This window comes from Pseudoalteromonas lipolytica (assembly GCF_001306915.1).
GTDB lineage: Bacteria > Pseudomonadota > Gammaproteobacteria > Enterobacterales > Alteromonadaceae > Pseudoalteromonas > Pseudoalteromonas simplex.
Genome location: NZ_LJTC01000008.1, coordinates 291,544 through 312,825, shown reverse-complemented (window position 1 = coordinate 312,825; position 21,282 = coordinate 291,544). Strand labels below are relative to the sequence as shown.

Genomic DNA, 21,282 nt, shown 5'->3' with positions numbered 1-21,282 from the left:
TAGCACGCTACTCCTTCATTGCCCTTAAGCCTCGCCTTACATTATCGTTAGCAATACGCTTTTGCATTACCACAATGAAAAAGTATATTTGCGTACAATTCCCTCACTAGTATTATCAGAGTGAATTCTGAATGCGTTTGTTTGATTTTCGATATGGTCTAAAGGAACGTGGAAGGGGTAATATTAAGAAAGCGAACCCGAAGGTTCGCTTGTTTAAGTTTTTAAATTGGCTGTTTAATTTAGCTGGCCTTCTTCACACTCTTCCCACTCATTGAAAAGACTGTCGTCATTGGCTGTGCGCCATATTTCGTATACATAAGTAATTTCTGGGATTTCTCTAATATTGAAAGAGAAATGGAAGCCTTCAGACTTATCGTCATTACGAATACAAGGCACTGCAGGTACTACGGTTTGAAATGCTAAGCTTTCGCCTTGTTGAATAACACGTCCTTCATATAGGTTTTCAAAACGAGGGGTAAGACTCGCAAGACCACCATTAATATGGCTCACCTTAACATTTTCAACTGTATACGCACTGTCCATAGCACTTAGCTCCCACTGCACATAGCCTTCTTCTAAGAATGGACGCGAGCTTGCACTAAAGCCATTTGCAAATGGTGGAATTGTTTCATACGGTAGTGGGTGCCATAAGCTTTCGCCATCTTCATTAATGCTTCGTAAGCGAACACCTTTCGCTTCTGATAATGGATCAACTTTAACAACAAAATCATATTGTGGTGCATCGTCTATTAAATCAGTCGCTGAATAACGGAATGTATAAGTACCTGGTTTGGTAAACACTTGACCGCGTGTGGCAGGACAATCAGCTTCATCAGGATAACTTGTGAATTCTCCACCTTCAGGCGTGCTAATTAACTCTTCATGGGTGAATACTTCGTCACCATCAGCATCAACCGTAACAGGGCGATGTAATAATGACATGCACGGTAAGATTTGATAGTAATCTTCACCTGGCTGTAGTCTTCCCCAGCTACGTGCCCACACAACAGAACGAATTTCAGGCGCAGTATTGGTAAGTTTTGCAAGGCCATCATCTTCTGCATAAGTTTTTGCAAAAAGTCCGCGGTCATCTTCAACAATCAAGCGCGCAGTATATGAGCCTGGTACGTCAGTTACCACGCGAGCACGGCGATACTCTTGGGTTTCAGGTTCAATAACTGGCTCAATAACCGCGTTACTGCCATCTGGACGATCAACAAGTTCCCAATGGAATGTCATTGGATCATCATTTGGGTCTTCACTTGATGCATCGAATACGAGTGCATCACCTACAATAACTGATTTAGATTGAGCATCTACACCGCGTGTTGAAGGCTGCCCATTAACATTACCAATTTTAGCTTCCATTGTTGCATTGGTTGTTAGTTGATTAACACCATCAGATACAACCATTCGTACTTTATACATGCCTTCAACATCAAGCTTTTGGATCTTTTTGCCCATTGGCTTCCAAGAACCAATATCAACTAACTCAACAGTACTTGTTTCTGGCTTTTCTATAAGTTCCGCACTGATTATTTGCAGTGCTTCACCTTCTGGATCATAGCCTGAAAAATTAAACTCAGCGCGTAAACCAACTTCTTGTTCACCAATACTATAAGAAGGGAAATAGCCTGTTGCGAGTAACTCGCCAACGGGTGCTTTGTTTTCATTAGACTCAGGATCTTTCTCTACAGTTACAAGAACTTCACGCTCTTCGCTTTTTCTTGCACCATCAAACACAAACAGTACCAATGAATACTCTCCCGCTGCAGCTGGCGTAAAAGTAAGTGTATCTGTTGTTCTTCCTGTTAATTCAGGTAATGGAATAGCATCAGGTTCAACAGGACTGTAAGCCCATTTCCAACGGTATTGTAAAGACGCTCCTTCAGGGTCATTACTTTGTGATGCATCAAGCGTGACTGTTTGCCCAAGCTTAATCGTCACATCATCAGCAATCGCAACAGGTGGAGCATTACCTGATGAAACAGTTACGGTAACCGTTTTTGGTTCACTGGCAATATTTCCGTAATAAACAACTAACTCTAGTTTGTAATCTCCAGCTACATCAACAAATAGAGTAGCTAAACTAAGTGTTTCATTGCTTAAATAACCCGCACTCTCAGCCGGTTTTTCAACAATCTTCCATTGATAATCTAAACTGCCTGTCTCGCCTGTTGGAGGTAAACTAGCACTTGCATCTAGGCCGACACTCGTTGTGCCCAAACTTACACTGTATACAGGCTCAGTGATTGCTGTCGGATATGGTGATGTTGCATTAAAAGTAATGCGTGTTGCTTCACTGTTATTAACACCATCATTAACAATAAGACTAATGACATATTCACCAGGAAGATCAGCCACAAAATCGGTGCTAAGACTATCGTTACTGGTTAAAGCCGCTTCACTTTGTTCTGGGCGAGAAATAAGTTGCCATTGATAACTAAGTTCTTTGTTATCTGCGCTACTACTTTGATCAGCACTTAGTTGAATTTGTACTGCACCATCTTTAAGTGAAAACGTTGTTTGTTCTGTACTGCTAGTGATAACAGCCGTCGGTTTTTGTTCAACAACAACAGGGGTGCTATCGTCGTTACCACCACCTCCACCACAAGCGGTTAGCGCTAAAGCTAGCCCTATAGCGGTGAATGTATGTAGCATCAATTTCATCGGGGTCTCCTTGCAGGTTTTTCTGGCAATTAAAATTGTAAAGTTAAGCTAAGCTTGGCTGTGCGCCCTGGGGCTGGCACAAGTCCTAAGCTCAATGCGTCTAAGTAGTAACGATCGGTAATATTATCGATAGTAAAATCAAGGGTCGCCGTATCGTTAAATTGGTATGAACTGTAGAAATCTAAAAGGTTATAGCTGTGCCATAGCACAGGCTCATTAAAACCTGTTGGTGCGTTATATCGAGGAACTGGGTTTCTTTTGCCCATAAAGGTAGCGCGTAAACCAGTCTCGAATTTTTGATCAAAAAGACGTAACCCTAAATGCAGGCTGGCATGCCAGTTAGGCGGGATCATATTATTGATGTAACTCTGTGTGATCCCCCAATCAGTACATTCATAACGCACGTAGCTACCATCATTACACACTTCAATATAAGAATATTTAGTACCACTTAATTCAACTAACCAAAAAGGTGCTGTGTAACTAAAGTTAAACTCAACACCATTAAGATCTAAGCTGTCGATATTGCGCATACGAAATAAATCGAGCAAACCGCCTTGTGATTCCTCCCACGCATTTGGTTGTGTTCGAGTTAAATAGTCATCTACATGATTCTCGAAATAGGCAAGCTTGATAGCCAGTTGCTCTGTGTTATTCGCTATTTTTTCGTTTAAATAATTAATACCCAATTCTTGGTTTTTGGCATGCTCAGGCTTCAGAGATATATCAAGCACAGGGCTCGCAGACAAACCAGAGGTACTTTCAAACAAGCTTGGCATACGTAAAGCTTCTGCGTGTCTAATGTATAATTGAAGACCGTCTAACGCTTGCCACGTTAAAGCTATAATCGGCGCACCACCTGAGTGACTATTCTGATAATTGACAGGAACACAGCCTCCTTGCCCATCAGGTGTACATGCAGGGTTATTAGGCTTAAGTTCTAAAGGGTTATTATCTTTTGAAGAGAAATGACTAAAGCGGAACCCTGCTTCTAATTGCCACTGCTTTGTAATTTGCCAATCGACAGCGCTAAAAGCACTAAACTCTTTACGCCAACCGCTTCGTGAACCTGCATAAGAATTATCTGTTTGGACCGTATCGGTATCCATATCTTCCCACTGCCCGGCTATGCCATAGCTCAATGCAAGTTCGCCATAATTGTAGAACATCATTTTATTACTAAATTCAGCACCCCAACGCTGATAGTCATCTTCTCGGGCTATGTTGTCGGCAATATCAACTGAGCCGGGACGAGGTGTATTAAGATCTGTAATCGCATCTGTGTGCCACAAATTAGCCGAAAAATCGGCCCAATCATAAGTAAGCGGTTGCCATTTGTATTTTAATGTATAGGTATGGTTTGTTACTTCGCTGTCAAGCCATTGTCTTGCTTGACCAAAAGAGCGGATTTGCGAAGGCATCATTTCGCCATATTCGCTGTTATAAAGGATATAACTCATCTCTAAGCTATGATCTTTTGGCATCACCAAGTTCGTTTTAAGTAATACCGACTCACTATTGAAATTTGTATTTGGTATACGCTCATTAGCACGAAATCTTGACGCACCTTCCATAGAGACTGGAGTCTCGGTATACCAAGCCATTTTAACCGGCTCACCATAAATCAATTCGGGTTTAGGGCCATGGCTACCTGCATAATAATTGCCTTGTTCACGCTTAGCGTAAGCACCAACTAAGTCACCCCAACTAAAGCGTTTTGCTGCAGCAACACTCCCCGCGTAACTCGAAAACTCTAACAAACTAGGTCTGTCCATTCCTTCTTCGGGGGCAAAATGCTCTGGCATCAAGTACTGTTCAGTACAATATGTTGAAAAGCGACAATCTGAGCGATAGGCATTACGAGGTAGATAATAGCCTGCATAGGTTCCAGGCTGAGGTACGCTTGAGCTATTACCTATGGCACTCGCTCTTAAACGCACACCTGACAGCTCCCCTTCTTTGACAATATCGTCTGCATTAAGAGTGCTAACACTCACTAATCCGCCCGTCGCACCGGTCCCTTGCGCGTCCATAACAGGGCCTTTACTAATCGTCATTGAGCCAATTAAATCAGGGTCAATATAACTGCGGCTAGAGACACCTGAATACCCTCGATAAACAGTTGTTTCTTGGCGACTTCCATCAATAGTAACTGGCACACGGCCTTGACCTTGCATACCGCGGATATTGATGTCTAAACCACCTGAGTTACGGTTCTCACTGACTAATACCCCAGGTGTACCTTGGAATATATCGCCAACACTGGTACCGCGAAATCGTTCAATATCTTGCTGAGTGATGACGTTTACCGATTTTGCCTCGGTATAGGTTTTATTTTTTAGTTTATTGTGTTGTCCCTGAACTTGAATAGTATCAAGAGCAATCACATCTGATTGTGGCTTAGCTTTAATGATCCAAGCGTTTTGAGCAATCAAAAACGCTTCTAATGAGGTTGATTGTAAAAGTTTATTTAAAGCCGTTTCTGTGCTGTAGCGTCCTTTAAGCTCTAATACAGAGATATTTTTTACGATTTGCTCATCAAAGCTCAGTGTGATCCCTGCTTGTCGTGAAAGAAGCGTTAATGAATCACCTAAATTACCTGCAGGTAAGTCAAATTGAACTAATGTGAAATTAGCTGAACTAGCTGATGATTGCGCCGCATAAATTGGGGCCACAGACAACAGGCTCGAAACAAATATGGCACAGCTAGAAAGCAATACACGAGACGGCATGTGAGTTTCCTTTTTTCGTTACATACCTATAAAGCCGAACGAAAAATGAAAAGCCGTAAAAATAAATGAGAATTATTTTACTTTGGCAAAATTTCAGCCCAGAAACGGGTCAGATAGTTAAGCTTTGCACCCACTGATTGTGCAACAGTTGATAAAATTAAATCTGTATCTGAAAGCTGAAATACACCAGAAATTAGCGTGTCGTTTAAACTTGGATGGCAACGAATATGGCCGCTTCGATAACGAGCCAATTCGTGTAAAAAATCGGCAAGCGGCATGGCTCTGGCAGTGAGTAGATTTTGACGCCAACTACTGTAATCAAAAACCCCAGAATTTAACGTAAATTGTTTATTGGAAAAGAGTTGATACGTTGAGCCTGCTTGTAGGGATAAACTGTTTTCACCTGCCGCTGCACTATAATGCAGTAGGCCTTTGTTTACTTGTACAATCGCATGGCTTGCCTCATGACGAACAAATACTTCTGCGTTTTGAGTAGCAAATACACCATGCGGAGTGTGCAGTTGTACTGGTGCATCAATAGCTGCGGTTTTTAAAAATAACTCACCTTGCGTGAGCGTAATAGAATTACTCTTGTGCTCATCAATTTCTACCGTACTATGGCGGTTTAACCACAGTTGGCTATTTTTGAAAATAGTAAATTCTTCGCGACTATCCCTGGTTGATAAATCGGCACTTAAATAATGACGAACGCCTTGCTGCTCAACTAAAAAAGCCACACCGGCTACACTTAGTGTCGTACCAAGCGCGCTTTTGAGCAAACGTCTACGCTGCAGATTATCAATTTCATGGTCTGTTTTTTGTAATGTTTCTCGTGCATACCCGGCGGACTTAACAGCAACATCACTAAATGCTTTATCAAGGTGTAGTAACCGAGCACATGCCAGCTCATGTAATGGATCTGCACTGCGCCACTTCACAAAATGTGCCTGCTCTGCCTCACTGATGCTGCCAGATTCAATTTTAATTTGCCATCGAATTGCTTGTTGAACTATGTGTTCTGGAATATGAGCTTGATTGTGATTGAGTCTAAAATTCATCAGATTTAGCTGTCAAAATAAACAAGTTGGTAGCACTGTAGTGTTGCTTTAGCGATATATTTTTCGACTGAAGATAAACTTACTTTTAGTTCGCTTGCGACATCTTTATAACTCATGCCATCCAATCTAACCATTAAAAAAGCTTTTTTTTCTTTTGCTTTCAAACCCGTGAGTAACTTGTCAATTTGCTCAAGTAAGTTAAGCAACTCTAATTGCTCTTCGGGCGAAAAGTAGTCAGACTCAGGCATTGATTCGAGCATGCTTTGATAATTACGTTCAAGCACTTGCCTGCGTAATTGATCTGTCATCAAGTTACCAGCAACTTTCGTAAGCCAGGCACGAGGGCTACGCATATCATCATAAAGCATTGGCTTATTTAACAATTTTATAAACGTATCTTGCGCCAGATCCTGAGCATTATCAGCACTACTTGTTCGCTTAGCAATCCAACGAACTAACCATTCGTGGTGTTCTTGATACAGCGAGTTGAACCCAGTTCTGTTAGTGGTCTTGCTAGTCAAAATTTACAAAGTCCCGTTGCGTGGCAGGCGGACATTATAAACAATAATCATTCTCATTCAAGCTAATTTATTAGGTAAACCTTCTTAATTATTAATTAAAGTGAAATTCTTTTTAATTATCAGCCATTGCATGAGGAATACGATCAATAAAAGGTTTAAACAAATAACTCAGCATCGAACGCTCTCCATTTTTAACAAATGCTTGAACTGGCATCCCTGGCTGTAACACCAAATCTTTTAGCAGCGCTTGTTCATTGACGCGAATAGTTACTTGATAATAAGGTTGCCCAGTTCGTTGGTCGTTGACAATATCTTGTGTCAGGCTATCTATATTGCCTTTTACCTTTGGCGTGGTGCTGGTATTAAAAGCATTAAATAGCAAATCAACTTCTTGACCAAGTAAGATGCTATCAATTAGATGAACTGGTACTTTCGCATCGACAATAAGAGTTTGGCCTTTAGGCATTATTTCCATTAATAATTGTGATTGGGATACTACATCACCAAACGCATTAAGGCCTACGACTTGCCCCGCTGCTGGTGCGCGAACTTCACTATTATCCAGGCTAAATTGAGCCGTAATGATCTGCTGTTTGAAATGACTAATACTTGCTTGATTGGTAGCCATCTGTTGACTGAGATCTTGTTTGTAAGCTTTTATTGTCTGTAGTAATTGAGTGTCTTGCTCTAATAACCTGGCCTGTTGTGCTTTTAGTTCTGCTTGTGAATTTGCTGAATCAGCGCTGATCTCCGCAGCTTGTGCTTGTAATTGATAAAGTTTTTCTTGTGATTGATAGCCTTTATCAACTAAAGCTTGTGTGTCTCTAAGCCAGTTTTTATATACCGCCAATTGCTGTTGCTGACTGGCAACCACATTTTGTAGGCCTGAAATTCTCGATTGCGTAGTGTGTTTGTTATTTTCTAACAGCAAGAGTTTAGCATCCTGCGTTGCTTTTCTTTGTACAAACAATTGCTGATGCAAGCGCATAGCCTCTTCGGCTTGTGGTAATGCTATTTCGGTTAGCGCTGATGAATAGTGCAACTTCGGCGTTTGTGTAAACTCAGCAAATAAACGTTCTTTTTCTGCCAGTGCCATATAGTATTGAGTTGTTGCGGCCTCAAGCTGACTTTTAGCGACTCGGTTATCGAGGATCACTAAAGGCTGATTTTTCTCAACCCACTGACCATTTTGCACTAACAACTGGGCAAGCACCCCACTTTGTGGAGCTTGTATTTGTTTTTTTCTTCCAGATACAATAACTTGACCTTCAATCACAGCACCTTTATCCAGTGGTGCAAAGGCTCCCCAAAGTAAAAAAACACCCAAACTTAGTGCCGTCATAATCCAGCCCCAAAGAATGTATTTACGACCTGCTATGCCGTGTTGAGCATTCATGCTATTGCCACTCCCTGTTGACTTTGTTTGGCTCTTTGCATGGCGTTTAATACGTTTTCTTTAGCGCCAAATACCTGAACATGGCCTTTGTTTAGTAACAATATTTTATCGCTCATAGCTAAAATATTCGCTCTATGAGTTATGAATATCACACTACTGCCAGCTTGCTTTAACGTTTTGATTGTTGCTGCTAACGCAGCCTCACCGCTGTCGTCTAAATTCGCATTTGCTTCATCTAAAATAACCACCTTAGGATCAGCATACACTGCTCTTGCAAGACCTATGCGCTGTTTTTCGCCGCCCGATAAACCGGTTCCTGCTTCACCTAGTTGCGTTTCATAACCATTACTTAACTTGAGTATCATGTCATGGACCCCAGCCAACTTCGCGGCTTTAATCACCAAGTGATCATCCACCTCGCCAAATCGTGCAATATTTTGCGCGATACTGCCTGCAAAAAGGCTCACATTCTGTGGTAAATAACCAATAAAAGGGCCTAAGCTTTGTTTATTCCACTGAAATACATCTGCGCCATCTAAACGCACTTTACCTATACGCGGCTCCCAAATACCGCATAGCATTCTCGCAATTGATGATTTACCAGCACCTGAGGGGCCTATAATGGCCAAAATTTCTGCAGGTTCAAGCTCAAAACTAATATTTTTAAGAACAGGATGCTGAGCCATTGGTGGGATTAAAGTGGCGTTCTCAATGGTTAATTTACCGCTTGGTTTAGGTAAACAAAGCCCTTCCTTTACTGATGGATATTGACATAACAAGCCATTTAAACGTTGTTGTGATTGCTTTACTGATTGCCATTGTTTAAAAGCACCAACCAATTGCTCAACTGGCGAGAGCATGCGTCCTGCCAAAATAGAGCCCGCAATCATCATTCCAGCTGTTATTTCTCCCGCAACAGCTAACCATGCGCCTGCACCTAGCATCATTGACTGTAATGCTAGTCGTAAAACTTTACTGGTTGCAGTAAGCACAGAACTAAAATTACTCGCTTCACTTTGATGGCAAATTCCAGCCCAGTGTTCTGACTGCCATCGTTCTTGTAAATTTTGCTGCATACCCATGGCTTGAGCAACTTCGGCATTATTAATGATATCGCTGGCGAGTCTGTTAGCATTTGTAGTTGCTTGTGAGGCTAAAACTAGAGACTGTTTAGCCCATAATTCATTTGCTAAAGCTAAAGCAAATAACACTAAACTACCAACCAATGCGAGCGTGCCCAATAAAGGGTGAAAAAAGAACAGAATGACTAAGAAAATAGGCGCCCAAGGCGCATCAAAAAAGGCAAACACGCTACTCCCTGTCATAAACTGACGAACTTGATTAAGATCGTTAATCAGTAGTCCTGAGTTAGCGTTACCAGTTTTAAGTTGATGCTGATATAACGCATTAAATACACGGTTGTGTAAAGTTTTATCAAATTGTTGACTAATGCTTATTAATACTCGGCTCCGGATCCACTCCAGCCCCCCCATTAATAAGAAAAATACCGCAACCATCGAAGAGATTAGCCATAAGGTGTCTAAATTTGCTGAGCTCAAAACGCGATCATAAACCTGCAACATGTAGATTGCAGGCAACAGCATTAATACATTAATGACCGCACTAAACCCTGCAACATGATAAAAACTGCGCATTTGCAGCTTTAAAGCATCTTTAAGTGATTTACTAAGCGCTTGCGAAGCGTTCATTTAAACCTCGTTGTACGAACTGGTTTAAACAATGCTGCCGCAGTTAACAAAAACAGCCAACGCCAGTCTAAACTGCCGCCATTACCATAGCTAAGTGACTCACTGTCTTTTGCTTTTGCTTCTGCATCCACATACAAGGTTGCTAGGGCAGCAAAACGACTATTCACATCGCTATCCTTACAATTAACTGTCAATGTATAAACCCCTGTCTGTGGCGAAATAACCATACTGCCTTGCGGCTCTAGTGGCGAATCAGGTTGCCAGTCGCCAATCACTGTTTCCCCCGTTGCTTTACAGTCTGTTGCATTGAAACTGGACCAAGTCACTTCGGCTTGCTCTCCTTGCTTTATAGACCCTGGAGTTATGCTGATTGACACTGAGCCTGTCGGCTGTTGAGCACTTAAATCTACTTCAAATACAGTACCGAATTTATCATTGAGGTATTTATTACCAGAATTATCGGTGTACCCTCGGCCACCATATAAGGTGGTGCCGTATAAGTTACCGTTTGCAGCTAACATAATACCGGTTGGCACTTTGCCGTCGGCATCAACATCTATCCCCGCTTTAAAAGAGTGTACATGTTCAAAACCACTTTCAACGACCACGCCATTTTCAACTTTAATATCTGCGAGGCGAATGCGATAAATGGTGCCATTCCCGGTTACTTCCCCAAATTGTGAAGGATAGGGGTTACCTTGCTTTACGTTTATAACTTCATCTTTATGGACACCGCCCCCCATCGTTGTACCATAAAGGTAGCCATTGTCCGTAATAGCCATTGGTCCGCGGGGCTGACTGCCATCTAGGTCACTAAATGTATGCACTAACACAAAATCAGAACCATCTTTTTTTACTCTAAATACAGAGCCAAAAGGGTTACTGCCATCATAATGAGGATATTCTGTATGGATGAGGTTTTCTTTATCGGTCACAGAATATAAGTCATAGCTACCACCACAAATGCCATTATCAAATTTTGCCTCTTGCTGATTGTGAACGATTATTCCTTTTGTTTTACATGTACCTACCGACGTGGTGCCGTATAAATAACCTTGTTGGTCTTCAACCAAATAGGTGGCTATACGCGCAGCTTCACCTCTTGTCCACGGAACTTCTCCCTCGGCTAAGGTAAACTCGTGTATAATTTCAGGGCTTTGTACTGGGTCGTTACTTAAGTCCATTGCGTAGAGGGCGCCGACAATAAAATCATCATCAATCGAGAGTGTATCTAAAAATGGTGTGCCTCTGGGGTAGGCCAAATAGCCAAATAATGTATTACCACTCAATAACATACCTCCCGCACCAGTATAATAGCCATGCGGGTTATTGTTAAAACTATGCAGTTCAATCAGGGTGTTATCGGCGTCTAAGCGCATTAACCGCGAGTAAGATTCTCCGTCAGTGTCTATAAACAGTAGCCTCCCCTGCTGATCAAAAATAGGCTGAACGTTAGGTTGACTGCTAAGCTCTTCCTCACTGTTATCAAAAACAATATTTTTATTGCTGCCATCTGAGTGGACATAAAAAATGTTACCATCTAAATCAATACTATAAAGCCTATCGAGCTGTGGATGCTCAGCAAAACCCACGTATGATTTAATATCTTTAGCCAAAGAAAAATAATGACCTTGCACCGGCGCCAGCCCCCACATATTTGCTGCCCTAGTGTCGTTACCAAAAATATCTACATGTCCTGTGGATGATATTCCCAGCAGTTGGTCTCGCTCAGCATTATAGATAGGGGGGGCATAGGGTTTCCCTGCCGTAGGCCAACCTTCAGGGCCACTATAATGAAGTGAAGTCAGGTAATTTACACTAACATCGTCAACCGCCGTGGTAGCAAAACAAGAAAGCGGCAAAGTGAATAAAAAAATGCAGAGTGTTTTCATAGCTAGCTCAATAAATTTTAAGTAGCACTGCAGCAAAGCTACAGTGCAGTTAGATTATGCAACGAGTTCGTATTCGACAAAGCTTGAAACACCAATAGTCTCAAGTGATGCAAAGCTAGCAGCACCAGTGTCGTTTAGGGTTAAGTCAATTCCATTGTCAGATAGTAAAGTAGTGAAGTAATCAAACTCCGCATCTTTTAAGCCATCTACAATGTTATGGGTGGTATTGTCACCGGTTGTACGGTCAATCACATTGCCGCTTGCATCAATACCGGCATTTAGGCCTATGGTATCTAGACCATCGAAACTAACTAACTCATCAGTGAAGCTGTATTCACCGTTAGCATCTTGAGTGATGCCGTAACCAAAGGAAATTGAGGCAATTTCACCGTAAATTGTATGAGATGGGCTAGAGAAGAAGGTGTAATCTAAGTAAGAGCCATCAGCAGCCTGAATGATAAAGCCTAGGCTGCCATCGCTTGAAGTGCCCTCTTGCACAAATTGCGTGCCAGAGAATGTGCCAAAGCTCCCCCAAAAACCTAAATCTACAATAGGATCTGGATTTTCAGTACCAGCGAAACTACCAATGCTTTCATCGTAAGTTGTATCGGTAAAAAACTCACTTGCGTAGGTGAAAAAGTCATTTAAACTGCCGTAGCTATAATTTGCACCATATGAAACTTGTATAGACATAATATTTCCTTTTCTGTTTTTGTAATGACCAAGAGGTCTGAAATAGTCATATCAATTGCGCGCCAGATTGATATGACTGGGTTAATTAGCAAAACTGGTTGCTAATTTAGCTTTTAATTTTGTTACGAAAGCGTCTACCAATTAATAAACCAAGAGCCAAGATTACACCGCCAAATGCCCCACCACTGCTGCTATTATCTTCTGGTTCAGGCTCTGGTTCTGGTGCAGGATTAACTAAAATATCCAAAGTTTGAACATAGTCAGTTTGGTCGTTATCTTGGCAAGTTAGAATGTATGATTTGTTGCCATCAGTGCTTGGCTCGATAGTTTCGGTACCACTGGTTTCTTTTGTACCTTCCCAGTCACCACTAGCCGTACATTGGCTTAAGTTAGATGTTTGCCAATTTAACTCTACGCCTTCTCCTAAGGTGATTTCGGTAACTGAAGAAGTAAAGTTCAGCTCTGGTTTTGGATTTACAACCACATTAACTAACTGAACATGTGGTTTTTGGTCAGTGTCTTGGCAACTTAATAAATAAGATTTTTCACCTTCAGAGCTTGGCTCAATTGATTCAGTACCACTGGCTTCTTTTGCACCTTGCCAATCGCCACTGGCAGTACATTGGCTTAAGTTGGTTGACTGCCAGTTGACTTCAACACTCTCTCCTAAAGTTATTTCAGTGGTTTGAGTATTAAACTCCAAGGCATGCTCTTTTAAAGTGAATTGATATACGCTTCCTGTGTCGTTTATCGCGTCGCCATTGGTGGCACCGTAAATAATTTGTTCGCCATTCACTAGCGCACCAGCAGTTAAACCTACTGGTAAAGGTGAGGCTTGATCTGCAAAGTGGAGTACAAGCTGAAAATTGTCTTGCTCTTTATCAAGGTCACGTGCGTCTGTACTTAGATTAATGCGAAATAGCACACCTGAATTATCGTCACTGCCTCCGGCGGTTGTTGTACCATAAATATTTCCATCTGCTGCAACTACAAGTTGACCCGCCGGTGTTTTACCATTTAGGTTTATTTCTGCTTCATCTTGTTCTGAACCAAATGTATGTAACACGGTAAATGCGTGTAAATTGGTTTTGTGGGCACGCCATACTGTTTTAGCTGACGTTCCGTATAACCAATCACCGCTTTCGACTAACGAATTAGTTGCTAAGGTATGGTCATCGATAAGACCATGTAGGTTATTAGAAAAGGTTTTTAAAATTTGTACTTCTGAGCTGCCATCCTTTTTAACATTGGTTAAATCTAGCTTAAACAGGGTGCCGCTTGGGAAGTCGCCATCTTCTAAGCCTTCGGTACTGCCTGCTCCATCAGACTTTGAAGATTTATGTGCAAGGCCATAAATCGCATTATCTTGTTCACTGTATATCAGTGAGGCAGGCGCTTCACCTTTAGTAAAAATATTGCCTTGTTTATATTCATCACGGCTAAAGTCAATCAGTACAGCGATTTCACCTTCACTATTAAGGCGCAGTAATGCACTATAATCACTACCTCGTTCATAAGCGGCAAAATAGATGTTGTCTTGTGCATCTATCGTCATCAAGCCTTGTACTCGGAAGTCTCCCCCATTAATACTAGAGAGATCCAAATGCGATAGTGCATCCTCTATTACTTCGCCTTCACTCCATTTGAATAATGTTCTGTTTGCGCCACCGTAAACAACTCCCTGACTATCAACCACGGTATTCGTTACAAAGGCTAGCGTGTCGTTATTAACTTCGTTTATATATGTGATGTAGTCGGTCAACTCGCCTTCGGTTAATTGGGGAGTGAAGCTATAAATACCCGACTGCGTTAGCGTGGCAAAGTCACTACCACCACCAGAAAGAAAAGTACCTATCAATTTACCATTATGGGTATTTAATGTCGGTGGTTTTGCAGGCATCATGCCTTTATCGCCGCCCATCATAATGGTCTGCGGTGTACCAAATGCATGTAATTGTTGTAGGTTAATTTCAGCTGCACTTGCAAGATTTGCGCTAAACAATGCACTGGTAATAAGGGCTAGCTTAAAGGTATGTCGCATTTTTATTCCTTTATTATTTAAAATGTTGCGGTTAATTGAGCAGTGGCGGTGCGCCCAGGCGCAATCCAATATGAAGTACCATTTGCTTCGGCATAATTGAGATCGGTCAGGTTGTCGACCGACATACGTAATTTAAACTGTGATGTGAATTGATATTCCAACCAAAAGTCATAAACTTGCCAGTCAACAACGTCTTCATAAGCGCTGCCACCACGACCGTCGTTATCTTCGTAACGCATTCGAGCGCCTAACTTTAAAGTGTCTTCAAATAACTTTAAGCCTAGGGTCAATGCACCACTGTGTTTTGGTGGAGGGATATAGTTCAAGCTTCCCGATCCAGCTTGACCCATACTTGTTTCTGGATAACCTACTTGGCTGCCTAGAGGAAATGGATCATAGCCTCCCTTGCCAAGGTCAACATTCATTTTGGTGTAATTAAGCTCAGCAAATAGCCTTTTTGATTCATAATCAGCTTGCAGTTCAAGGCCATCAAAACGGATTTCATCTTGTAAATTGACATAACTCAGTGTCATTCCATTGTCATCAATAGAAGTAGGTCTCATCACGCGACCTTGGACAATAAAGTTATCGATGGTATTTTCGAACCACGCTGTTTTAATGTATAAATCGTGGCCTTTGGCTATATCAAGCAACTCAAAATTAAGACCAATTTCATTATTCCAAGCTTCTTCAGCTTCAAGTCCAGGGTTTGGGTAAAAAGGGAAAGAGTTACCAACATGAGCACCAAATAATAAGGTCTCTGTGATTTCAGGCGGCCTGACTGCCTGAGCTGAACTTAAGTAGCCTTGTATTTTATCGTTAAAGCGATAGGCTAAACGCATATTTGGTGAAAGGTAATTTTCATGCCGGTCAACTTCAAAGTCGGTATAGATCAAAGTGCGACTAGGCGAAACTCCGGGAGGGTTAAGAATGTAACCAGAGTATATTTCTCCACCTCCTTGCAGTGAAAATTGCTCATAGCGCAAACCTGATTCAAAAGAAAAATGCTCGCCGTATTGCCACTCAGCTTGAATATAAGCACTGCCAAGAGAGCGATCACCTTCAGGGGTTGCACCTGTAAACCAAGATGGGTCGCCAGTTCCAGGCGTTTGCTGTATTGCTTGAGGCTCTGTCCAGTCTTTAAAATACTCGCCGCCTAAAGTAACTAATAACAATGACTCATGTTGTGTTAACCAATCATGCTTGAGACTAAAAAAGGCAAGATTATCAACAACCATACCTAGGGTGTTGGTTTCATATTGCAATTTAAACTCGCCGTAGGGATTGCTGCTTTCTCCCATTTCATAAACATGCTGACGCATTTGAGTGCGGTTGTAATAAACACTGGCATTAAGATTGAGGTAATTTGAGTTTGCAGCCCATGTGTAATCTAATTTAATCGTATCGTTATTAAGTGAACTGCTACTTTCGGGCTCTGCATCTACTGATGTCGTTGAGCCTTCTTCAAAGTTGCCATAAAAGCCGATATAGCTAAGTTTTACTGACTGCTCTTTATTTATTGTGTAATCAGCTTTGAGTAATGACGACCAGTTATCTTGCTCGGTAAAGTTACTCATTGCGCTAAAGTAATTACTAGAATCAGCATTACCACCATGTTGGCCTGGCTTAAAACGGCCAACATTCTTATGCCCTACCGCAGCAACAAGTTCTAGATCTTTTCCCACACGCACAGTAGACGCTAATAAGCCTTGCATGTGATAGGCATTGTTGCCAGATGAAATGGCTAGCTTAGTACCATGATCTTTACCGGGAGCCGCCAAATCATCAAATTCAAGCGTTTTAAAATTTACAACACCAGCAATCGCGCCAGCACCACCACTTTCGCCTACTGGTCCCTTTGCAATTTCGACACTCGACAGTAATTGAGGATCTAAATAAACCATCCCATTAGCACCATGACCACTTCGTTTGAAGTTCTGCCTAGCTCCGTCAATCATCACATTAACTCGACCAAAATCTTGTAAGCCACGAACATTTACTGCAACCCCAGGCTCCTGCCGAGTTTGGGAAGTGGTAACACCTGAAACGTTATAGAAAATATCTGATGTATCACGTGGGGCAATACGTTGAAGCTGAGCTTGATCAAGTTGAGTATTTGAAGAGGCTGATTGATAAATTTCTATACGCTTATTAGATGTAGCCTGAACTTCTAAGGTATCGAGTAAAATATCACCATTTGATTGGGCTAAGAGTACACGTATAACATAACTTCCATTAGCCGTTTTCTCGGCATACAAGCCAGTCCCTAAGAGAAGCTGTTGGAATCCTGTATCAAGTTCGAATTCCCCTTTTAGACCAGTTGATTGCAGATCGCCAACTTGCTTAGGATCAAACTGCAGCAAGATGCCTGTTTGGAGGGCAAATGTATTAAGTGCCTCAGCCAAACTACCTTGCGGTATATCAAGTTGGTGGGCTTGATCCGCTAACACCTTTGCAGAAAATGTAAATTGCAGGCATAGCAAGACTGTAAAAATTAAACGCGATAAGCGGCCTTTTAACATAAATAGTTCTCATTATTTTTTAGAGCTATTAATAGGACGCAGCAAAATCAAAAAGCAGTAATAAAATTTATTAATTAATGAAAATAATTTTATAACTTATTTTATTTCAATGAGATATATTCAAAATACTTAGCGACAGAGGTATGGGTCACCGCGGGTTCTGACGCTATCATCTGTAGCGCCATAGCAATATTGTCTGTTGGGTAAACACCTGAAACTCGGATATGTTCAAGTGCGGATTGGTTGTAAATAAAAACGCCTTGATAATGAGGCTCAAGCAAACTTAATAACCTAGCTAAACTCATATTATTAGCAACTAACCTATTATTTAACCATGCTAATTCTATATCGGGGTTTGCAGCTGTTGGCCCAATGAGGTGACTATTAGCCACTGACATTGCTTGACCTTCCTTACCTACGACACATTTTTGAGCAGGTAAATAGCACAGCTCTACTTTTGATTCACTCACAACGACAAAGGTATCTTGTTCGTGGCGTTTAACAGTAAATTGTGTCCCCAAGGCTGTTGCCGTTGCTTTATCTGTTTCCACCACTAATGGCCAACTTGAATTAGTTTTTGCCACTAAATGTATCTCTCCCTGATTCAACTTAATCAATCGTTGCTTAGAACTAAATTCTATATCCACTTGGGTTTGCGCGTTGAGAGTCAGTATGGAGCCATCTTTAAGCTCAACAGTTTTTTGCTCCCCTTTTAGAGTGTAATAATCAGAACTGATTCCTGTTAAACCTACATGACTGGCTATGAGACCAAACCCGACAAAAAGTGCCGATAAAACGACCGATTTAGCAAAATGATTAGACTTAGGCTTATCTTTATCTAGTACCCTATTGAGGATTTTCGAATCAAAATGGCAGTTATCAGTGCTGTCAAATTCGCGCCACAGTGCTTGCAATTCTGAGTAAGCTTTTTGATTTTCAGGATCGGCTTTGAGCCACTGACTATGGGCTTGAATATCGGCATCGGTGAAGTTGTCAGAATTGAGTAAAACACACCAATTTGCGGCTTGTTCAAGCTTAGATTTGTAGTCTGGGTACTGTACGGACATTATGGCTTAATCGAGTAATTGACTGTGACAATGAAGCAATGTTTGAGCGATATATTTTTGCACCATACTCACCGATATATTCAGTTCCTGAGCAATTTCTTGATACTTCAGACCATCTAACCTTGCCATTAAGAATGCGCGCCTTGGTTTATCTGCTAACCCTTCAAGTAAGCGCGATAACGCCTCTAGTTTTTGAATCATTTCATGCACTTCTTCACACGAAGGGGCATATTCTTGTGAAGACTCTAACTGGGCTTCAAGGTAGGCTTGCTCAATGCGTTTACGTCTTGCTTTATCGATAATTAAACGATTTGCAATTGTAGCAAGGTAAGCACGGGGTTCTTTCACTTCAAATAAATCAATTGACGAAGTCAGAGCACGAATAAATGTGTCTTGTGAAAGGTCTTGTGCATCATGATGGCAATGAAGGTTAAGTTTCTTCTGTAAAAACCTTAATAACCAAAATTGATTGTCGCGAACAAATAGATCCATACCGGTGTAATTAAGCACTGCGGTTCCCTACCAACAACGGCAAATGATAACAATTATCATTACCGTATCATTGTTATTTATTCAAGGCAAGTTTGTTGTTTAAAATATGATAATTACTACTTTTGGCTAATCTCTTTTCAAAACATTCCATTCAATCAGAGAATTACAACGAATCGCTTAAGGCAAGTGCCCGCCGTCGACAAAAAATTTTAATTTTTATTACGGGAAAATGATTTTGGTGCGTCTTATTAAATATGACGTTTATTTTTTTCGCCATTTTTGTCAGTTGGCTGGAGTAGATTTAATGAAATTTGGAGTAGTGCTTTTTGTGGCTCTTGTTGGCTTTTTTTCCGGGCATAGTTATTCATCTGAGCAAGACCCAGCAAATAAAATAGTAAGCCAAGTAACTAAATTAGATAACCCACAATTAGCCGATAGCGCAGCTTTTGTTAGTCATGATCTGTCGCCTTGGGGTATGTATTTAGCGGCCGATGTGATTGTTAAAACCGTTATGATTGGCCTACTACTAGCTTCAATTGTGTGTTGGGGTATTTTTATCGCGAAGCTTATTTATCTTAATAAAAGTAAACGTGAAGGCAGGGCTTTATTAGTCAAACTATTAAATAGTCATAACTTAAAAATGGCAGAACAAGGTTTAACTCAAGAGCCAAGTACGGCAAAACTATTAATTCAAGCTTGCCTACATGAGCTTAACTTAAGTAGTAATAACGCAACGACAAGTGATGCATTAAAAGAGCGTGTTGCAGCTCGATTAGATAGGGTAAAAGCCGAGCTATCTGCAGATATGAACAAAGGAACGGGGGTTTTAGCAACCATTGGTTCTGTTGCTCCATTTGTTGGTTTGTTTGGTACTGTTTGGGGGATTATGAATAGCTTTATTAGCATCGCCAAAACACAAACAACCAACCTTGCTGTTGTCGCGCCAGGCATAGCTGAAGCATTACTTGCAACAGCTCTTGGTTTAGTTGCAGCAATTCCCGCAGTTGTAATGTACAACTATTTTTCACGCTCTATAACAGCCTATAAATCGCAATTGTTAGACACAGTGACTATCATAATGACAATCCTTAGCCGAGATTTATCAGCAAAAGATTCTCAAGCAAAACCATTAGAGCAGTTAATTGACTATCAGCAAATCAAAGCTGCAGGGAAATAAAGCCGTGTCTTTTAACTTACAACAAGATGATGAAGAACTAGTTGAACAACATGACATTAATGTCACGCCGTTTATTGATGTTATGTTGGTTTTACTGATTATTTTTATGGTTGCTGCACCATTAGCAACAGTTAGCGTGCCTGTTGAACTACCCAGTATTGATTCTGAAACGAAAGCCTCTGAACAAAAACCAACTTACCTTACATTACAAAAAGATTTGTCTTTGGTTATTGGTGAAAAGCAGTCTGTCGCGAAAACCGAACTAGTTGAAGCGTTATTGCAGCAAAAAATCACTCATGAGCACGCAATTTTGATCCGCGCAGATCGCAGTGTGGATTACGGGGACTTTGTTGATTTGCTGAATATTCTTTCTAAAGCAGGCTATAAGAACATTGCGTTAGTTGGGCTAGAAAAAACACAAGCGAGTCAGCAGTAATGAGCATGATAGCTGGCCAGCCAACGCTTAGAACAGGCTATCGTAAATTACAGTTACTCTGTGTTTCAACAGTATTAGTTGTTCATCTATTGGTTGCAGCTTACTTTATTATGAGCCCAGCAGTTGCAATAACACAAACTGCAAATGCAGCAATGCCTGATGCCGTCGTCATTAGTATGGTAGCCGCACCTAAAGTACCCAAAAATGCACTACCTGAGGGGCCTGAACAACAGATGGCAAGTCACTCCTCAGCTGAGAGTAAGCCTAAACCCAAACCAAAAGAACAACCAAAAGTCGAGCAACCAGAGCTTATCGCCAAGCAGTCTGAAATTAAAATTACAAAGCCTAAAGTAACTAAAAAACCCAAAGTAGCTAAAGTTGAAAAAGTTCAAGAAACAGCTGTTGATGACGCTAAGCCTGTTAAAGAGAAAGTTGAACAGACAAAACAAAATTCCCGGAACGACAGCGCTGTTGCGCAGACAACTGCACCAAAATCAATTGATGTAGCACCAGCAGAACAGCGTACAGGCCCAGTAAGTAATGTATTTAGCAAGCAACAAGCTGAGGCTAAGCAGCGCTGGCAAATGCAATTATCAGCTCACCTTGAAAGACGTAAACGCTATCCTCGAATGGCAAAACTGAAACGTCAGCAGGGCGTGCCTTGGGTCAAATTTACAATGGATCGAGAAGGCCAAGTAATTGCAGTCTCTTTATTTAGAGCAAGCGGTGTGTCATCCCTTGATGAAGAGGTACTTGCTCTGGTCAAACGCGCAGAACCATTACCTTTACCCCCAGACGAAATAACAGGTACTACATTAACGCTCACCTTACCTGTTGAATTTTTTATAAATTAAATATTAGCTACACGGAGTTAAT

At 41.2% G+C, this 21,282-nt stretch carries 15 protein-coding genes; 3 read left to right on the top strand and 12 right to left on the bottom strand.

All coding sequences use genetic code 11. The features are described 5' to 3' along the window. Window positions 1–234 precede the first annotated feature (234 nt). The 12 genes from AOG27_RS13695 to AOG27_RS13640 all read right to left on the bottom strand — a co-directional run bounded on the left by AOG27_RS13695 (window position 235) and on the right by AOG27_RS13640 (window position 18,811). Window positions 235–2,670 (bottom strand): PKD domain-containing protein, encoded by a 2,436-nt coding sequence (locus AOG27_RS13695; protein ID WP_054553568.1) that lies wholly within the window; start codon window positions 2,668–2,670, stop codon window positions 235–237. 29 nt (window positions 2,671–2,699) lie between these two features. Beyond that, entirely contained in the window at window positions 2,700–5,402 is a 2,703-nt protein-coding gene (locus tag AOG27_RS13690; protein ID WP_054553567.1) for a TonB-dependent receptor, read from the bottom strand. Between the two features lie 77 nt (window positions 5,403–5,479). After that, window positions 5,480–6,460: a DUF4880 domain-containing protein gene (locus tag AOG27_RS13685; RefSeq protein ID WP_054553566.1), complete on the bottom strand. Its 981-nt coding sequence runs from the start codon at window positions 6,458–6,460 to the stop codon at window positions 5,480–5,482. Between the two features lie 5 nt (window positions 6,461–6,465). Then, window positions 6,466–6,981, bottom strand: a complete 516-nt coding sequence (locus AOG27_RS13680) for a sigma-70 family RNA polymerase sigma factor (RefSeq protein WP_054553565.1) — start codon at window positions 6,979–6,981, stop codon at window positions 6,466–6,468. Between the two features lie 112 nt (window positions 6,982–7,093). Further along, window positions 7,094–8,377 carry an HlyD family type I secretion periplasmic adaptor subunit gene (locus AOG27_RS13675; RefSeq protein WP_054553564.1) on the bottom strand — a complete coding sequence of 428 codons (1,284 nt, stop codon included), beginning with the start codon at window positions 8,375–8,377 and terminating at the stop codon, window positions 7,094–7,096. Then, window positions 8,374–10,086 (bottom strand): type I secretion system permease/ATPase, encoded by a 1,713-nt coding sequence (locus AOG27_RS13670; protein ID WP_054553563.1) that lies wholly within the window; start codon window positions 10,084–10,086, stop codon window positions 8,374–8,376. Before AOG27_RS13670 ends, AOG27_RS13675 begins: the two co-directional genes overlap by 4 nt. After that, entirely contained in the window at window positions 10,083–11,978 is a 1,896-nt protein-coding gene (locus tag AOG27_RS13665; RefSeq protein WP_054553562.1) for a hypothetical protein, read from the bottom strand. The genes AOG27_RS13670 and AOG27_RS13665 overlap by 4 nt, the downstream gene beginning before the upstream one ends. 54 nt (window positions 11,979–12,032) lie before the next feature. After that, window positions 12,033–12,671 (bottom strand): heme acquisition protein HasA, encoded by a 639-nt coding sequence (locus tag AOG27_RS13660; protein WP_054553561.1) that lies wholly within the window; start codon window positions 12,669–12,671, stop codon window positions 12,033–12,035. A 106-nt stretch (window positions 12,672–12,777) separates the two neighbouring features. Next, on the bottom strand, window positions 12,778–14,712 hold the full coding sequence (locus AOG27_RS13655; RefSeq protein ID WP_054553560.1) for a choice-of-anchor tandem repeat GloVer-containing protein: 1,935 nt from the start codon (window positions 14,710–14,712) through the stop codon (window positions 12,778–12,780). A gap of 17 nt (window positions 14,713–14,729) precedes the next feature. Further along, window positions 14,730–17,234, bottom strand: coding sequence for a TonB-dependent receptor (locus tag AOG27_RS13650; RefSeq protein WP_054553559.1), 2,505 nt, complete (start codon window positions 17,232–17,234; stop codon window positions 14,730–14,732). A 101-nt stretch (window positions 17,235–17,335) separates the two neighbouring features. Next, a complete protein-coding gene (locus AOG27_RS13645; RefSeq protein ID WP_054553558.1) occupies window positions 17,336–18,301 on the bottom strand; it encodes a FecR family protein in 966 nt (321 codons plus the stop codon). Between the two features lie 6 nt (window positions 18,302–18,307). Next, complete coding sequence (locus AOG27_RS13640) at window positions 18,308–18,811, bottom strand: sigma-70 family RNA polymerase sigma factor (RefSeq protein WP_200909101.1); 504 nt, start codon at window positions 18,809–18,811, stop codon at window positions 18,308–18,310. A 286-nt stretch (window positions 18,812–19,097) separates the two neighbouring features. Between AOG27_RS13640 and exbB the strand changes: the two genes are divergently transcribed. From exbB to AOG27_RS13625, 3 genes are read left to right on the top strand one after another with little or no spacing between them, the layout of a single operon-like run. After that, a complete protein-coding gene (gene exbB / locus AOG27_RS13635; protein WP_054553557.1) occupies window positions 19,098–19,970 on the top strand; it encodes a tonB-system energizer ExbB in 873 nt (290 codons plus the stop codon). A gap of 4 nt (window positions 19,971–19,974) precedes the next feature. After that, the gene (locus AOG27_RS13630) at window positions 19,975–20,406 is read left to right on the top strand and encodes a biopolymer transporter ExbD (protein ID WP_054553556.1); all 432 of its coding nucleotides are present in this window, start codon (window positions 19,975–19,977) and stop codon (window positions 20,404–20,406) included. Further along, a complete protein-coding gene (locus AOG27_RS13625) occupies window positions 20,406–21,260 on the top strand; it encodes an energy transducer TonB (RefSeq protein ID WP_054553555.1) in 855 nt (284 codons plus the stop codon). The genes AOG27_RS13630 and AOG27_RS13625 overlap by 1 nt, the downstream gene beginning before the upstream one ends. Window positions 21,261–21,282 lie beyond the last annotated feature (22 nt).

Bases quoted from the DNA above. Each gene is read 5' to 3' on its own strand.
- AOG27_RS13685 (WP_054553566.1), bottom strand. From the start codon at position 6,460: ATGAATTTTAGACTCAATCACAATCAAGCTCATATTCCAGAACACATA.
- AOG27_RS13655 (WP_054553560.1), bottom strand. From the start codon at position 14,712: ATGCGACATACCTTTAAGCTAGCCCTTATTACCAGTGCATTGTTTAGC.
- AOG27_RS13625 (WP_054553555.1), top strand. From the start codon at position 20,406: ATGAGCATGATAGCTGGCCAGCCAACGCTTAGAACAGGCTATCGTAAA.
- exbB (WP_054553557.1), top strand. From the start codon at position 19,098: ATGAAATTTGGAGTAGTGCTTTTTGTGGCTCTTGTTGGCTTTTTTTCC.
- AOG27_RS13690 (WP_054553567.1), bottom strand. From the start codon at position 5,402: ATGCCGTCTCGTGTATTGCTTTCTAGCTGTGCCATATTTGTTTCGAGC.
- AOG27_RS13660 (WP_054553561.1), bottom strand. From the start codon at position 12,671: ATGTCTATACAAGTTTCATATGGTGCAAATTATAGCTACGGCAGTTTA.
- AOG27_RS13645 (WP_054553558.1), bottom strand. From the start codon at position 18,301: ATGTCCGTACAGTACCCAGACTACAAATCTAAGCTTGAACAAGCCGCA.
- AOG27_RS13695 (WP_054553568.1), bottom strand. From the start codon at position 2,670: ATGAAATTGATGCTACATACATTCACCGCTATAGGGCTAGCTTTAGCG.
- AOG27_RS13670 (WP_054553563.1), bottom strand. From the start codon at position 10,086: ATGAACGCTTCGCAAGCGCTTAGTAAATCACTTAAAGATGCTTTAAAG.
- AOG27_RS13665 (WP_054553562.1), bottom strand. From the start codon at position 11,978: ATGAAAACACTCTGCATTTTTTTATTCACTTTGCCGCTTTCTTGTTTT.
- AOG27_RS13650 (WP_054553559.1), bottom strand. From the start codon at position 17,234: ATGTTAAAAGGCCGCTTATCGCGTTTAATTTTTACAGTCTTGCTATGC.
- AOG27_RS13675 (WP_054553564.1), bottom strand. From the start codon at position 8,377: ATGAATGCTCAACACGGCATAGCAGGTCGTAAATACATTCTTTGGGGC.